Source organism: Bacillus sp. jun7 (assembly GCF_051034795.1).
GTDB classification, from domain to species: Bacteria; Bacillota; Bacilli; order Bacillales; family Bacillaceae; genus Bacillus; species Bacillus velezensis.
Window position 1 is genome coordinate 39,903 of record NZ_CP093219.1, and the last position, 16,787, is coordinate 56,689.

At 49.6% G+C, this 16,787-nt stretch carries 6 protein-coding genes; 5 read left to right on the forward strand and 1 reads right to left on the reverse strand.

The window, feature by feature from the left end; genetic code table 11:
• Positions 1–10 precede the first annotated feature (10 nt).
• The 5 genes from MJQ52_RS00030 (at position 11) to MJQ52_RS00050 (ending at position 15,714) form a co-directional block, all read left to right on the forward strand.
• The gene (locus MJQ52_RS00030) at positions 11–6,166 is read left to right on the forward strand and encodes a type I polyketide synthase (protein ID WP_094247811.1); all 6,156 of its coding nucleotides are present in this window, start codon (positions 11–13) and stop codon (positions 6,164–6,166) included.
• Positions 6,163–12,378 carry a beta-ketoacyl synthase N-terminal-like domain-containing protein gene (locus tag MJQ52_RS00035; protein ID WP_094247812.1) on the forward strand — a complete coding sequence of 2,072 codons (6,216 nt, stop codon included), beginning with the start codon at positions 6,163–6,165 and terminating at the stop codon, positions 12,376–12,378. The genes MJQ52_RS00030 and MJQ52_RS00035 overlap by 4 nt, the downstream gene beginning before the upstream one ends.
• Before the next feature lie 81 nt (positions 12,379–12,459).
• Positions 12,460–13,614: a cytochrome P450 gene (locus tag MJQ52_RS00040; protein WP_265210098.1), complete on the forward strand. Its 1,155-nt coding sequence runs from the start codon at positions 12,460–12,462 to the stop codon at positions 13,612–13,614.
• A gap of 56 nt (positions 13,615–13,670) precedes the next feature.
• Positions 13,671–14,918: a hydroxymethylglutaryl-CoA synthase family protein gene (locus tag MJQ52_RS00045; protein ID WP_077722558.1), complete on the forward strand. Its 1,248-nt coding sequence runs from the start codon at positions 13,671–13,673 to the stop codon at positions 14,916–14,918.
• Between the two features lie 49 nt (positions 14,919–14,967).
• Entirely contained in the window at positions 14,968–15,714 is a 747-nt protein-coding gene (locus MJQ52_RS00050; RefSeq protein WP_016939192.1) for a polyketide synthase, read from the forward strand.
• 34 nt (positions 15,715–15,748) lie between these two features.
• Here MJQ52_RS00050 and proC read toward each other — a convergent pair whose 3' ends face one another.
• Positions 15,749–16,591: a pyrroline-5-carboxylate reductase gene (proC, locus tag MJQ52_RS00055; protein ID WP_094247813.1), complete on the reverse strand. Its 843-nt coding sequence runs from the start codon at positions 16,589–16,591 to the stop codon at positions 15,749–15,751.
• Positions 16,592–16,787: the final 196 nt, after the last annotated feature.

The following is a 16,787-nucleotide window of genomic DNA, read 5'->3' on the forward strand; positions in this document are numbered from 1 at the left end:
GGGACTAACCATGAAAAAAACAGTGAATCTGCGCCTGACGGCAGAGCATCCCATTATGAAAAACCATCTTGTTCACGGAGAATCTGTCATGCCCGGTCTGGCCTATATTGATATGCTGTATCAGCTGGCAAAGCAAAGCCTTGATCTTTCATTCCGTTCCATCTGTCTGAAACGGGTGACCATTTATCATCCTTTATCAGTGAAGCGGTCAGAGCGGCTTGATGTGAGTGTCATATTCAGTAAAGAAAAGGAGTTCTGGACTGCCTCGATTTGCGGGGCGGATTCCGGGACGGTTTTCTTATCAGCGGAGATGCATGAAGAAGTGTTCTCATCAGAAAGGCGTCTTGACGCAGGGGAGAAAAAACAACAAGCCGCACTTCCATCAGTCTCTTTGCATACGGTTTACGAAGACGCGAGAAGCCGCGGACTGTCGCATGACGGGCTGATGAAGCCGGAGGGAGAGATGTATGCTTATGAAGAGGAATGTTTCCTTGATATTCGGCAGTCTGATTCATGCCGGGAAAATCTCCCCGGCACGCTCTTTCATCCCGCGCTGATGGACGGTGCCGCCATGGCCTCCGGCGTATTGCAGACAGCTGCAGGCGCCGAGTTGTTTTTACCGATTTATTTTGAGTCGTTTATTGCCGCTGAGACCGTTACGGAGCGCTGTTACGCGGTGATTTCGAAAAAGTCCGGCACGCCTTCTGAAATGGTGAAAATGGATATTGACTTTTACAACCTCAGCGGTGCGCATATTGTTTCACTGCTCGGCCTGACAGCCAAAAAGGTGCGGACAGACCGGCAGCTGACACCAGGCGTTCAGCAGATGGAGGAAACCTTATACCGCATTTTCTCGACATACGTAGGCCGTCCAGTCACAAGAAATGATGCGCACACCGTGTTTTTTGAATTAGGTCTTGAATCGTCACAGCTTCTGGCCATTATTAAAGACATCGAAGGGGCGTTTGATCTGCGTCTGAATCCGACTCTTTTATTTGAGTGCAGCAGCATGTCCGAACTGCTCGAAGACATAAAAACAAAAGGAACAGATGAATCTTCCGGCCTTGTCGCGGATGCAGCACCGGTCTCTGAAACACAATCAGGCAGTCAGACATTTACTTTCTATGAACATGAAGCATTCCTTCAGGATCATCTGGTTTTCGGCAAACCGGCACTGATGGGCGTAGTGTATCCGTGTCTGGTGCTTGAAGCCTCCGGAGCGTCTCATTCCGGCACGTGTCCCGCCGAGCTGAAAGATATCCGCTTTACGGGCGGGCCCGTCACGCTGGAGCCTGGAGAGGCCGCGCAGATTGACATTTCATTTGCGGCAGAAAAGAGTGCCGAACGCTTTACCGCAAGCTGCACTGTCTCCGGTAAAGAAAGCCGGAAGACATGTGCCGAAGGAGAAATAAACAGATATACAGAGGCACCCATAAAAAAATCATATGACGTTGAACAAATGAAGTCGCATGCACAAAAGGTGGCGCCGGATGTCATTTCCCGTCTGTACGATTCGGTTGCCGACTTCACGATAGGCCCGATGCTGAAAACGGTAACGGCGGGATACAAAATGAGTGAGAGCTCCTTTTTATTGCAGCTGGACTTATCAGGAAAAAAAGAAAAAGGCGATCTGCATCACTTTGCATTTGACCCGCTTATATTGAATTCATGTTATATGTCGCTCGGTGAAGAAGAATTGCAGCTGAAAAAGCGGATTCACGTCCCGCTCATGATTGAGAGGCTGACGCTTTACGGACCTGTCATGTCTGATACCGTCTATGTGGTGAATACAATCAAACATAAAAAAGACGGGTTTCTCTCATTTGATGCCGCAATCCTCAGTCATACCGGGGAACAGCTGGCGGAATTGAAAAATGCGTCTGTGAAAGAAGTGCTTCAGCCAAATCGGCTTGAAAATGCGTCTTTTGCCCCGTCCGGGAATCAAAGCCGTCAGGAAACGAAAGGAAAACCGCTGGATATTGCCGTTGTCGGGATTTCCGGCAAGTATCCGCAGGCCGATGATATCGATGCGTTTTGGGATAATCTCAAACAAGGCAAGGATTGTATTACCGAAATTCCGAAAGACCGCTGGAAATGGGAACATTACTTTTCCGAGGACCGTACGGCGCCGGGAGCGATCTACAGCAAATGGGGCGGGTTCATTGACGGGATCGCCGATTTTGATCCTGAGTTTTTTAAGATTTCCCCCCGGGAAGCGGAACACCTTGATCCCCAGGAGCGGCTGTTTTTAATGCATGCTTGGATGGCCATGGAGGATGCGGGATATACGAGGACATCACCTGAACTGGGGCGTCAGGTAGGCGTGTATGCCGGTGTCATGTATCAGGAATACCCGCTATTCGCGGCTGAAGCGGGAGTGAAAGGACGGCATATCGGGCTCCCCGGCGGGATTTCATCCATTGCTAACCGTGTCTCCTATTTTTGTGACTTTCAAGGGCCGAGCATTTCGGTCGATACGATGTGTTCGGGTTCGCTGACTTCATTGTACATGGCGTGCCGGGATCTGCGGGATCATCGGATTCGCGCGGCGCTTGCCGGCGGAGTGAATCTCACCGTTCATCCTAACAAGTACTTCATGCTGAGCCAGGGGCAGTTCATCTCATCTAAAGGACACTGCGGGAGTTTCGGCGCGGGAGGTGACGGCTATATTCCTGCAGAAGGGGTCGGGGTGCTGCTTCTTAAACGTTTAGAAGACGCCGTACAAGACGGAGATCGGATTTACGGCGTCATTAAAGGAGCTGCCATTAATCACGGCGGGAGAGCAAGCGGTTACACCGTCCCGAACCCCAAGGCGCAAAGCGAAGTCATTTCTCAAGCTTTACAGGAAGCGGGGGTATCTCCGGGCCGGATCAGCTATGTGGAAGCGCACGGGACAGGGACGAAATTAGGCGATCCGATTGAAATCCGGGCTTTAACCGATGCATTCGGTGATGTTCCTGAAACATGTCTTGTCGGGTCTGTCAAATCAAATATCGGACATGGGGAATCGGCAGCAGGCATCGCCGCAGTTACAAAAGTGCTGCTGCAGATGAAGCACAAACAAATCGCCCCATCCTTGCATGCTGATGTTTTAAATCCGAATATTCAATTTGATGAAGGGCCGTTTTCCGTCTGCCGTGAATTAACAGATTGGAAACGGATTTCAGCAGACGGAGAAGAACAGCCGCTCAGGGCGGGAATCAGCAGCTTTGGTGCGGGCGGTTCTAACGCGCATATCATTATTGAAGAATATGAGGCTCCTGTCAAACAAGCAATCAGCAGCCAAGAGCCGGCGGTCATTCTGCTGTCTGCGAAAAATGGCGAGCGTCTGACAGAATATGCGGAGCGCCTTCTTGCTTTTCTTCAAAAGAAGCATATTAATAAGCCGGACTTATTTGATGTCGCGTACACTTTACAAGCGGGGCGGGAAGCGATGGATGAGCGGCTGGCTCTTATTGCGGGCTCCCTTAAGGAGCTGGAGGACAAGCTCAGATCGTACTTGGAAAATGAAAACGCACCGCATCTTTACAGGGGACGGGCGAAGCGAAATCATGAGACAGTGGCTGTGTTTGAATCTGATGAAGATCTGCAGGAAGCCATGGTTAAATGGCTGAAAAAGAGAAAGTACGGTCATTTGCTGAAAATGTGGGTGCAGGGAGTCGATGTGGACTGGAACTTGTTATATTCGGGACAAAAACCCCGGAGAATCAGTCTTCCCGCCTATCCGTTTGCAAAAGTCAGATGCTGGATTCAAGATGAAGCCGAGGCGGTTTCAAAAAGGGATGACGGCAAAACGGTGATCCATCCGCTGCTCCATGAAAACACATCCGATCTTTGGGAGCTGAAATTCACCTCTGTTTTTACCGGACGGGAATTCTTTTTCACTGATCACTCAGTCAATGGACAGAAGGTGCTCCCGGGAGCCGCCGTGATCGAAATGGCCAGAGCGGCCGTTGAGCGTGCCGCATACGCTGTGCCGGACGGACGTAAAGGAATGTATTTGAAAGATATCATATGGATGAGGCCTGTCATTCATAAAGGGACGGATGTAGAAGTCCATATCAGCCTTATTCTTAAGGAAAATGAAGACATTGAATTTACGATTTACAGTCTATCGGAAGAACCTGGGGGAGAACGGATTTTATACAGTAAAGGCACCGCGGTATCGGGAGAGATAGCAGCGGCTCCGTCTGTTCATTTAGAGGGCTGGCTGTCCGGCTGCAGCCAATCGGTTATGACGTCTGATGAGGTTTATCAGGCTTTCCGGCATGCGGGTATGATCTACGGGCCGAGCCATCAAGGCATTGATCAGCTGATGACCGGAGAGAGGGGGGCTGCAGCCCGGCTGTCGCTGCCGGAAACGGCAGACAGTACCGCCGATCAGTTTGTCATCCATCCGAGCCTTCTGGATGCCGCGTTTCAGGCGTCACTGGGGGCCGGTTCAGATACTGCCGGAGACACTCCGATGCTGCCGTTTTCCCTGCGGCAGGCAGAAATATTTCAGCCGACTCAGAAAACGATGTGGGCGCTTGTCCGCAAACAGAGCGATCGGTCAGATAACGGAGCGCTGACGCTGGATATTGATTTATGTGATGAAAACGGCGCTGTTTGTATGAGATTGACAGGGTTCTCCTGCCGGGCTGTCCGGCAGACAAACCAAACCGAAAGCAAACGGCAGGAAGTTCAGACGGCGATGCTAGCCCCTGTTTGGGACAAAACTTTCTTTTCCCTGGAAGAAAATCGAGCGGTTGATCAGGAACAATTGCTGATCATCGGAAAGCCGGGAAATACCATAAAGGCCGCGGCAAAAATGTGGCCCCGCGCCCATCTGGCGGAGACGCCGGATCATTCAAGCGAGCAAACATTACGTGAATTGACAGCCGGGTATCAAGATATCCGCCATTTCTTATGGATTGCGCCGGATCGTTTCGCACCCGCATCTGTCAGTCAGGAAATGCTTGATGAGCAGGAGAATGGGGTGATTCAATGTTTCCGTTTCATCAAAGCGCTGCTGTCACTCGGGTATGGAAACCGAAACATCAGCTTTACAGCGGTCACCCGGCAGACACAGTCCGTGTATCCGGGTGATCTGCCGCAGCCTGAGCATGCAGGCGTACACGGTTTGATCGGCTCATTGGCAAAAGAATATCCGAACTGGGACATCAGGCTGATTGATGCAGAAGAAGGCAGTGATTCGTCTGAGATGAAAAACATCTGGCGCCTTCCTCCAGATCCGGACGGAAATGCTGCCGCGTACCGTAACGGAGCTTGGCATAAGCAAAAAACAGTCCGGGTGCTAACAAGTTCCGCTCCGCGTATGTCGTACAGAGAAGGCGGCGTTTATGCTGTCATCGGCGGAGCGGGCGGCATCGGAGAAGCATGGAGCAAATACATGATCACCCGTTACAAGGCACGGATGATATGGATCGGCAGGCGGCCGAAGGATCAGGAGATTCAGAGCAAAATAGACAGGCTGGCGCTATCAGGCCCCGCGCCGCATTATATACAGGCTGATGCTCAAGATGCCGCAGCGCTTAAAGCGGCCGTCCGTTCCGTAAAAGAGCAATACGGCAATATAACGGGAGTCATCCATTCCGCGATAACGCTTGCCGACAAAAGTATGGCGAATATGGATGAAGCTTCTTTCAGAAACGCTTTTTCAGCTAAGGTGAATACGAGCGTCCGAATGATCGAAGCTTTTAAGGGAGAGCCGCTTGATTTTGTGCTGTTTTTCTCATCCGTTAATTCTTTCACAAAAAATGCCGGGCAAAGCAACTATGCGGCAGGGTGTACATTTCAAGACGCCTTTGCCCGCCATATCGCTTCCTTGCTTGATTGTGAAGTGAAAGTCATGAATTGGGGATATTGGGGCAGTCTGGGCGTTGTATCAGACCCGTCTTACAGAAAACGGATGGAGGCGTCAGGGATCGGTTCTATTGAACCCGATGAAGCAATGGAGGCGCTGGAAGTCTTACTATCAGAACCGTTCAGCCAAGCGGCATTTATCAAAGCTGCTCCGCACAGCTTAGCCGCACTGACGGATCAAGATGCAATATCGGTTGTATCCGGCCCGGAGCCTTCATTTATGGAAAGCGTCAAGCGGCAAAATCCGGATCGGAATGAACGGCTTGAGACTTTAAAACGAGAAATGGAGTTGCGCATATGAACAGCCTTCTTTGCAAACTGCTCTTTTACCAATTACAGTCAATCGGGTTTTTCAGCGAGCCTGTCACCACACCTGCAGCATCCATGGGGAGCGCCGGCGTGATCGGCACATACGGCAGATGGCTGGAAGAAAGCCTGAATCTATTAAAAGAAAACGGATATATCGCGTATGACGGATACACGATCACTCTTCTCGCGGATCAGCGCCCGGACGGCCGCACAGTCTGGAATGAGTGGAATGCCCATAAACGCCTGCTTCCCAAGGGGGAGCTTGCGCAAGCTGAATTGGCCGAGGCGACGATAAAAGCGATGCCTTCAATTTTAAAAGGAGAACGTCCGGCTACGGATATCGTATTTCCCGATTCATCAATGCGGCTCGTTGAAGGTGTTTATAAGCATAATCCCGTTGCGGATTATTTTAATGAAGTGTTAGCAGATTCCGCGGCCGCTTACCTGAAAGCCTATCTTACAGAACATCCCGATGCCCGTATCAGGCTGATAGAAGTAGGGGCGGGGACGGGCGGAACGAGCGCCATGCTGTTTACAAAACTGAAACCATTTGCAAAACAGATTGCGGAATATTGTTATACGGATGTTTCTAAAGCTTTTTTAATGCATGCCGAACAGGAATACGGACCTGATGTGCCGTTTTTGACAACAGCCTTGTTTAATGCAGAGGAGCCTTGCGAATCACAAAATATCAAAACGGGTGTTTACGATATTGTCATCGCCGCCAATGTGCTTCACGCCACAAAAAATATCGGTTTGACACTGCGCCGTCTGAAAGCGCTCCTGAAATACAACGGGATGATTTTGATAAACGAAATCAGCGATCGTTCTGTTTTTACCCATTTAACCTTCGGGCTGCTTGACGGCTGGTGGTCCTATGAGGATGCTGAGCTTCGGATTCCGGGAAGTCCCGGCCTATATCCAAAATCGTGGGAGTGTGTGCTGCATTCGGAAGGATACAGAGCGGTTTGTTTCCCTGCTGAAACGGCTCATGATTTAGGTCAGCAGATTATCGCAGCTGAGAGTGACGGACTCGTCCGGATGCAAGGAATCAGAGACGGCAGAAAGCCATACGCCGCCCCGGCCGAAGTTTTCCGAAAGCCCGCACAGCCTGTTTCCCGCAGCCGCGCGCCAGAGGAGCATCAAGTTGTTAAGGCTGATGGGGAATCGGTCGCTTCCCGTGTCCGCTCTGTCATCAAAACAAGTATTGCCGATGTATTAAAAATGAAAGAAGAGGATATTCAGGAAGAACTGAATTTCTCTGAATACGGCATTGATTCCATTTTGGCCGTCAATGTGATTAACGAGATTAATAAGCGATTGAATCTTACACTGCAGACAACGATTTTATTTGATTACTACCATGTGAAACTGCTGACCGGTTATATCTCGGCAGAATATGAAACCGCCATAGCCTCATCTCTGGAGACCGAAAGAGCGAAAATCCGCCCGGCGCTTCAGGAAGAATGGCCTAATGAAAAACCTTTGCAGACGGAAAGAAAGGAAAACGGTTATCAGAAACCGAAACAAGAACGTATGCCGCCTTCTTTCGCAAAGTCCGATGACTCGGGAATATTCCGGGTTGTGATTGACCGTCCGGGCGGCATTGAAGATCTGACGATTGCCCGCAGTGAAGTGCCCGAGATAAAAGATGACGAAGTTCAAATAGCCGTCCGCGCCTTTTCTTTAAACTTCGGAGACTTGCTTTGTGTCAGAGGGCTGTATCCGACGATGCCGCCTTATCCGTTCACTCCGGGATTCGAAGCAAGCGGCGTCGTGATCAAGACAGGGAGGCATGTAACATCCGTCATTCCGGGTGATGAAGTGATTGTCGGCATGGGAGAGGAATTTGGATCTCAGGCGAATCTCATCACATGTAAAGAACATCAAGTCTATCATAAACCGGCCCGGCTGACCTTTGAAGAAGCATGCGCTCTTCCCACCGTGGCGGTGACAATGATAGACGCCTTCCGGAAAGCCGGACTTAAAAAAGGCGAAAAAATATTAATTCAGACCGCGACGGGAGGAACGGGGCTGATCGCGGTGCAAATGGCCCGGCATATCGGCGCGGAAATATATGCCACGGCCGGATCACAGAAAAAAATTGATTATCTGCATTCGCTCGGGATCCACAATACCATTTGCTATTTGGAAGAAGATTTTGAAACGGAAATCATGCGAATGACCGGCGGCCGTGGGGTGGATGTTGTCATTAATACCCTGGCCGGTGATGCCATGCAAAAAGGAATGAACTGCCTGGCGCCGGGCGGAAGATATATCGAAATTGCCATGACTGCGCTGAAATCCGCTAAATCAGTCGACTTGTCCGTCCTTCATAACAATCAATCGTTTCACAGCGTGGATTTGCGGAAGCTCTCCCTTCAAAATCCGGATCAGGTCAAGGACTATCAATTGGAACTGCAGCGGCTGGCGGAAGAGGGAGTCATTCAGCCTGTCATCTCAAAAATCTTTTCCTTTGAAGATATAAAAGAAGCGTATCACTGTCTGGATGACCGCGGAAATATCGGGAAAATCGTCATCAGCGTTTCTGAGCCGTATCAAATGACGTACCGCCCCGAACAAAAGGATCCGGCCGAAACAGTAAAATCAGCAGCTGTGTTACCTGAAAAAGAACCGATCGCGATTATCGGGATGAGCGGGCGGTTTGCTGAATCGGAGAATGTCCATGAGTTTTGGGAAAACTTAGCCGCCGGACGGGATCTGATTAAAAAAGCAGACAGATGGGATGTCTCTGACAGCCAATGCCAGTATGGCAGTTTTATAGAGGGCATTGAATGTTTTGACCCCGTTTTCTTTCATATATCAGGACGTGAAGCGACCTATATGGACCCGCAGCAGAGGCTGTTTTTGGAAGAATCATGGAAAGCGCTTGAAGATGCGGGATATGCGGGAGACTCGGTAAGAGGCCGGGAATGCGGCGTGTATGCCGGCTCCTGCGGCGGAGATTACCAGGCTATTTTTAAACAGCAGGGGCCCGCGCAGGCTTTTTGGGGCAATCATAATTCCGTCACTCCGGCAAGGATCGCCTATCACCTTAATTTACAAGGTCCGGCGATCACTGTTGATACAGCATGTTCCAGTTCGCTGACAGCCATTCATTTGGCATGTCAGGGGCTCTGGACGAAAGAAACGGAAATGGCGGTGGCGGGCGGGGTTTTCATTCAATCCACTCCCGCTTTTTATCAGTCGTCAAATAAGGCGAATATGCTGTCACCGACCGGGCGCTGCCATACGTTTGATCAAAGCGCGGACGGCTTCGTGCCGGGTGAAGGCGTGGGAGCCGTGGTGCTGAAACGTCTTAGCGACGCCGTCAGTGACGGAGATCATGTGTACGGCGTCATAAAAGGCTCTGCAACGAATCAGGACGGCGCTACAAACGGAATAACCGCTCCAAGCGCGCTTTCTCAAGAACGATTGGAACGGCATGTCTATGATACTTTTCACATTAATCCGGAAACCATTCAAATGGTGGAAGCTCACGGAACGGGCACTGCACTGGGAGACCCGATCGAATTCAGCGCCTTAACGCGCGCTTTCCGCCGTTATACGGATAAAAAAGGATATTGCGCCATCGGCTCTGTGAAAACCAATCTCGGACATGCCGCTGCGGCCGCGGGGATGGCCGGACTGTTTAAAATCCTGCTGTCGCTGAAGCATCGGCAGATTCCGGCTTCCCTGCATTTTCATCAAGCCAATCAGCATATTCAATTTGCGGACAGCCCGTTTTTTGTGAATGAAAAGCTGATACCGTGGGAACGGAATTCGGATGCACCGCGCAGAGCCGCCATCAGTTCATTCGGATTCAGCGGAACAAATGCCCATCTTGTGATTGAAGAGGCGCCGCAAACCGTGCGCCGGTCACCGGCAAAACCGGCCTGCCTCATTCCTTTATCTGCGCGGACGGAGCGTCAGCTGGAAATTCAGGCAGAACGCCTGCTGGATTCACTCAGCAAGAACAAAGACAGCGATCTGGGAAATATAAGTTATACGCTCCTGCTCGGCAGAAAGCATCTGCATCACCGGTTTGCCTGTATCGTAAGCAGTGCGGACGAACTGAAGCGGGTATTATCGGAGTGGCTTGTAAAAAGAGAGCTTCCGGGTGTGTTTGTGTCCAATTTGAAGGATCAGAAGACGGCAGACGAAGCCGGAATGAAAACATTCGGAATGGAATGCATTGAACAGTGCCGCTCGGCGGCTTCACCCGCACAGTACAGAGAAAGCCTGGCACATATCGCTGACCTTTTTTGCAGAGGATATGATCTTCCTTTCACACGGCTTTTTGACGGAGGGCAATATTATAAAACGCCGCTGCCTGCCTACCCGTTTTTAAAAGAAAGGTATTGGGCGGCTGATGTAAACAGTTCTTTACCAGGCCAAGCCATGAAAAAGTCTGAAACGCAAACCGTTCCCCCGTCTTCGCCACAGCCTGAACATGAAGGTCTGATTTCTCTGAGTCCTTTAACTGAGATCGAAATGACAGCGTTTGAATCGGAGACATTGCAAAAACCGATCGTCTTACAGCCTTTGGATTGTACTGTTTCTGTCCAGCAGCCGGAAAACGCCGTTTCCGAAGACAATAGAACATTGCTTGAAGAATTGAGGATAAGCCTGGCAGATATTTTATTTTTGTCACCGGAAGATATTGATGCTGATGAGCCTATCATCGACATGGGGCTTGACTCCATTATCGGGGTTGAATGGATACAAACAGTAAATAAAACGTACCACACTGAGATTACTGCCAATAAGGTGTATGAACACCCGACGCTTAAGGAGCTTGCGGAATATATAGCGGGGCAAATAACGAAACCCGAGTATGCTGAAGCGGAGGAAACAGCGGTACGTCCGCAAATCCCGGAAGCAGAAACTCCCCTTATCGGCATCGCTGACGGCACTTTGCGCAAAGAGCTCAAAGAAAGCCTTGCGGACATCCTGTTTCTGAAGCCGGAAGATATTGATGAGCATGAGGCATTCATTGACATGGGGCTGGATTCTATTATCGGTGTGGAATGGGTTCAGTCCATTAATAAAACGTATCAAGCGTCTATTACGGCAAATCTGGTCTATGAATATCCGACAATCGCAAAATTAGCCGGGTATCTGACCGGTTCCGTTCAAAAAGACACTGATGAAGTACATGAGGAACATACGAAACAAAACGATATATCAGAAGAGACAGATGATCAAGAACCGCCCGAACTGATCTGTCTTAACCCGGGGGGAAAGGGAAGACCGATTTTCTGGTTTCATTCCGCGCTGGGGGCAGTGGAGCTGTACCAGCCTGTTGCCGAACGGACCGGGCGTCCTTTTTACGGAATTCAGGCAAGAGGATGGATGACAGACCGGGAACCGATCCGCGGCATTAAAAACATGGCGGAATATTACGTTAAGCTCATACGTACCGTGCAGCCCCGGGGGCCTTACGATGTAGGCGGCTATTCATTAGGGGGCATGCTCGCTTATGAAGTCACCCGGCAATTGCAGCTGGCTGGAGAAACCGTTGAGTCAATCGTCATGCTCGACTCCTTTGACTCGGCGGGTGCGCGGGAAATAAACATTCCTGATGAATTATTTGATAAAAATATGATGCTGCAGACGGTGAACATGGCTTTATTTGCACCGATCTATCAACATCCGGAACGCATTTCTGAAACCTTGATTCACCGTGATGAACTAGATGTCGATCTTCATGAAGACATATTTTTAGAGCAATTAATAGCAAAAGCCAAACAGCGGGGGTTAACGAAGACGGACGCGTTGGTGAAAAATCTGATCAGGCAGAATATAAACGTTCAGGACGCTTACGAAATCACTGATTACGAACTCCTGCCGCTTCCGGATCCGAACGGGGTGACATGCTATTATTTCCGAAATAAAAACGGTATTTTCTTGGGTGAGCTTGATCCGTATTTTACGATCAGGGCCGATATTTTATCCGCTGATTTCGTCAACTACTGGAGCCAGTGGCAAGAGCATATGACAAACATCGCCATCATGGATGTGGCGGTATCCAACCATATGACGTTATTGGCTGAAGACAGCGCAGCCGAAACGATTTCTGAATTTTGCGGCGTTTTATATTCGGCAGACGGAATGACAGAACACAGCTTTCTGAAACTGCAGGAAAAGATACTGAACGTGCATGGTGAGATGCTGAAGCAGCCCGCCAAAATAAGACCGTAAATTCACATATCCGCCCGCCGGGTTTACTCGTAAGCTTTGGCGGGTCATTTCAAATCTTGGACACATCTTGGAGGAATGAAAATGACCAGTTTAACAAAAATCAGACAGCAGCAGCCGTACAAGTGGTACCAAACGATGAGAGAAACCTCTCCCGTTCATTACAATGAAAAGGAAGATTGCTGGGAAATCTTCACCTATGATGAAGTGAAGCGGGTGATTTCTGACTACAGTCATTTTTCTTCCGATCATAAATACTTAAGTGCGGACAAGCAGGAAAAAATGATCCGGCATATTAACAAAGACAGCCTTTTGAAAATGGACCCGCCTGAACACACCGTCTTCAGAAAATTGGTCAATCAGCCGTTCATGCCGAAATCGGTTGAGTCTCTTGCACCGCGTATAGCCGCTATCGCTGATGACCTGCTTCAGGCCGTCCGTTCAAAAGGCAGGATGGACATTATTGAAGATTACGCATTTCCGCTTCCGATTATCGTGATCGCAGAGCTTTTAGGATTTCCTCCGAAAGACAGGGATATCTTTAAAAGCTGGGTCGACCAAAGCCAGAATGTAAAAGATGAAAAGAAAATGAATGAAGTGCAAAAGCAGATGATCGGATACTTTATGCAGTTTATTTTACAGCGGAGAAAACAGCCGCAAAATGATTTAATCAGCCATTTAATTGCAGCTGATTTAGACGGAGAGCCGCTGTCAGACAAGCAATTAATCGGTTTTTGCGGCTTGTTGATCGTCGCGGGGCACGTAACGACGGAAAATGTGATCGGAAATTCATTTCTCAGTCTCAAGGAGTTCCCGCATATTCTGCCCCGGCTGCTTGAAAATAAGGCGCTCCTTCCTGACTTTATTGAGGAAGTCATCCGCCTCAGACCTTCCATTCAGCGGGTAACCCGCTACACCGCGGTTGAGAGCGAGATTGGCGGAAAAACGATTCCGGCCGGAGAAAAAGTATATGCGTGGATTGGATCGGCGAACAGAGATGAAAAGAAGTTTGAAAATGCCGATCAGATTGACTTGGAACGAAAGCCGAATCAGCATCTGTCATTCGGTCAGGGCAGCCATTATTGCTTAGGAGCGCCGCTGGCCCGGCTTGAAGCGAAAATCGCGCTTTCCCACTTTTTTGAACAGATGCCCGCATGGCGTTTTACTGAGGATCAAGAGCCGAATCTGGTTCCGAGCCCTGTATTTCACGGCGTTGACCGGCTGCTTGTTGAGTTTTGAACGAAAAAATAAAAGAGGCTTCACGGGAAGCCTCTTTACTCTGGGGGCTTGGAGAAATGAATGTAGGAATCGAAGCAATGAACGTGTTTGGCGGAACCGCGTATGTAGACGTCATGGAGCTTGCGGAACATCGGAACCTGGATAAAAAAAGGTTTGAGAACCTGCTGATGAAAGAAAAAGTGGTGGCGCTTCCGTTTGAAGATCCGATTACGTTCGCCGTAAATGCCGCAAAACCGATTATCGATTCTCTGTCAGAAGAGGAACGGAATCAGATTGAAATGGTGATCACCTGTACGGAATCCGGGATTGATTTTGGCAAATCCATCAGTACATATGTCCATGATTATTTGCAGCTGAAGCGGAATTGCCGGTTATTTGAAGTGAAACAGGCTTGCTATTCCTTAACGGCCGGGTTCCAAATGGGCGTGAATTTCATCTTGTCGCAAACATCGCCGGGAGCGAAAGCGCTCATCATCGGAACGGATATTTCCCGCTTTTTAGTGGCTGAAGGCGGTGACGCGTTGACGGAGGAATGGTCCTATGCCGAACCGAGTGCGGGGGCGGGAGCTGTCGCGCTTTTAGTCAGCAGCACCCCTCATGTCTTTTTGCTTGATCAAGGCGCAAGCGGGTATTACGGGTATGAAGTCATGGATACCTGCCGCCCGATTCCGGATAGTGAAGCGGGGGATGCTGATCTGTCGCTCATGTCTTATTTGGATTGCTGTGAACATTCATTTCAGGAATACCGAAAGCGTGTGAGCGGGGCGGATTATAAGAATACATTTCAATACCTTTCTTTTCATACTCCGTTTGGCGGAATGGTAAAAGGAGCGCATCGGACGATGATGAGAAAATTGGCAAAGGCTAAGCCGCAAGACATTGAAGCGGATTTTCAGCAACGCGTGCTGCCTGGGATTCAATACTGTCAGCGCGTCGGCAACATCATGGGGGCCACCGTATTTTTATCTCTTGCCAGCACGATTGATAACGGCTCTTTTGAAACGCCGAAACGCGTCGGCTGTTTTTCATACGGTTCGGGCTGCTGCTCTGAATTTTACAGCGGTGTCGTTATGCCGCAAAGCCGTGCCCGGCAGAATCAATTTCAGATCAGCCGGCATTTGGATGAACGCGTCCGTTTATCGATGGCTGATTATGACCGGCTGCTCCAAGACAGCGGCATCGTAAAATTCGGCACAAGAAATGCCGCGCCCGCAGCAGACATCCCGAATGCGCATCAAGGAAAAACGCGATTAGTGCTGACTGAAATAAAAGAGTTTCACAGAAAGTATGAATGGACGACCTAGTATAAGAGCCGGAAAGGCTTAAGTATTTTTAAAGAAACGGAGAATAAACATGAATCCAATGATTGATGTACAGGAAACAGAACCGGGCATTGTGCAGGTCACAATGCAGGATACGGCCGGGAAAAACGGGCTGTCAGAAGAGTTTGTAAGAGAGCTGCACCGGGTATTCCAAGACATCAATGCCCATCCGTCCTATAAAACCGTTCTTCTGACGGGTTACGGAAATTATTTCTGCACGGGAGGAACGCAGGAGGGGCTTTTGACCATTCAGAGCGGAAAGCTTCAATTTACAGATTTAAAGCTTCACAGTCTTTTATTGGATTGCAGGATCCCTGTGATTTCCGTCATGCAGGGGCATGCGATCGGAGCCGGCTTTACGATCGGTCTGAGCTCGGATTTCGTGATTTTAAGCAGAGAGAGTTTTTATTCTTGTAATTATATGAAGTACGGATTTACACCGGGAATGGGCGCGACGTATATTGTGCCTGAAAAACTGGGAATTGTCCTCGGGGAAGAAATGCTGTTTACGGCCGCGAACTTCAGCGGCGCCGCTCTGGAAAAACGGGGTGTTCCGTTTGAAGTGCTGCCGAAAAAAGACGTCCTTCAAAGAGGCCGCGAATTGGCCCGGCTGCTGGCGGATAAACCGAGAGCCTCACTGGTTGCGCTGAAAACCAATGTGACCGCACGGATCAAAAGAGAGCTGACAAAAGCGGTTGAGGAAGAGGTAAACATGCACGAAGCCACATTCCATCTTCCTGAAGTAAAAGAGAGAATCAGCCGCTTATACGGCAGTTAAACAGAATGAAAAAAGCATGGGATGCCCCCATGCTTTATGACTGGTCTGTCTTTTGCAGAACGGAGCCTGCGAATTGTTCTTTAATTTCGGCGCTCCGGGCTGCGGTTTCTGCGATGCAGTGCATGATGGCTTCTTCAAAGCGGCGCTCGTCTAATGCGCGAAGGCCTGCTTCAGTCGTGCCGCCCGGGCTTGTGATTTCCTTACGCAGGCGTTCAGGCCGTTTGCTGCTTGTTCTGAGCATTTCCGTCGCCCCGGCCATGGTTTGTAAAATCAGCTCTTTTGCCGTTTCTTCCGGCAGGCCGGCTTGAAGGGCGGCCTTTTCCATCGCTTCCACATACCGGTACACATAGGCGGGACCGCTTCCGGCAATGGCTGTGACGGCATCAAGGTGTTTTTCTTCAAAGAGCGTCGCTTCTCCGATTGTTTCCAGAAGCTCTTTTGCCGTCCGGATTTCAGCTTCACTTGCCTCGGAGCTTGCGGAAAAACCGGTCGCCGATTGCTGAATGGCCGCGGATGTATTCGGCATCGCCCGGATGATGGTGAGCTTTCTGCCGAAATATTGCTGAATCGTGTGAATCGTCAGCCCTGCGAGAACAGAAATCACAAGCTGATCTTTCACATATTCGCGAATGTTCTCAATGCTTTCTGCCGCATCTTTCGGTTTAAAGGCGAGAACGATAATGTCGATATTGCTGAAAAACTCTTTTTTATCCCGGCACGGTTTCACTCCGTACGTTTTTTGGAGCTCTTCAAGCCGGCTGTCATTTGACCGGTTTGTCATATATATATGTCCGGGGGCTGCCATTCCGCTTTGCAGCAGTCCGTTCACCATTGCTTCCGCCATTGATCCGGCCCCGATAAAACCGATTTTCTTCATATAAATCCTCCTTCTTCTAAAACACAAAAAAACCTTCCCGTCAAAAAGGACGAAAAGGTTTCGCGGTACCACCTTACATTAGCACGAATCAGCCGTGCTCAGCTCAAATCCCGTAACGAGGGGATACGTTTAGGTTTTCCTAACCGCTCTGAGGGCAGGTTCTGTAAACAAGAGGGCCGCAATGTCTTTCAGCCGG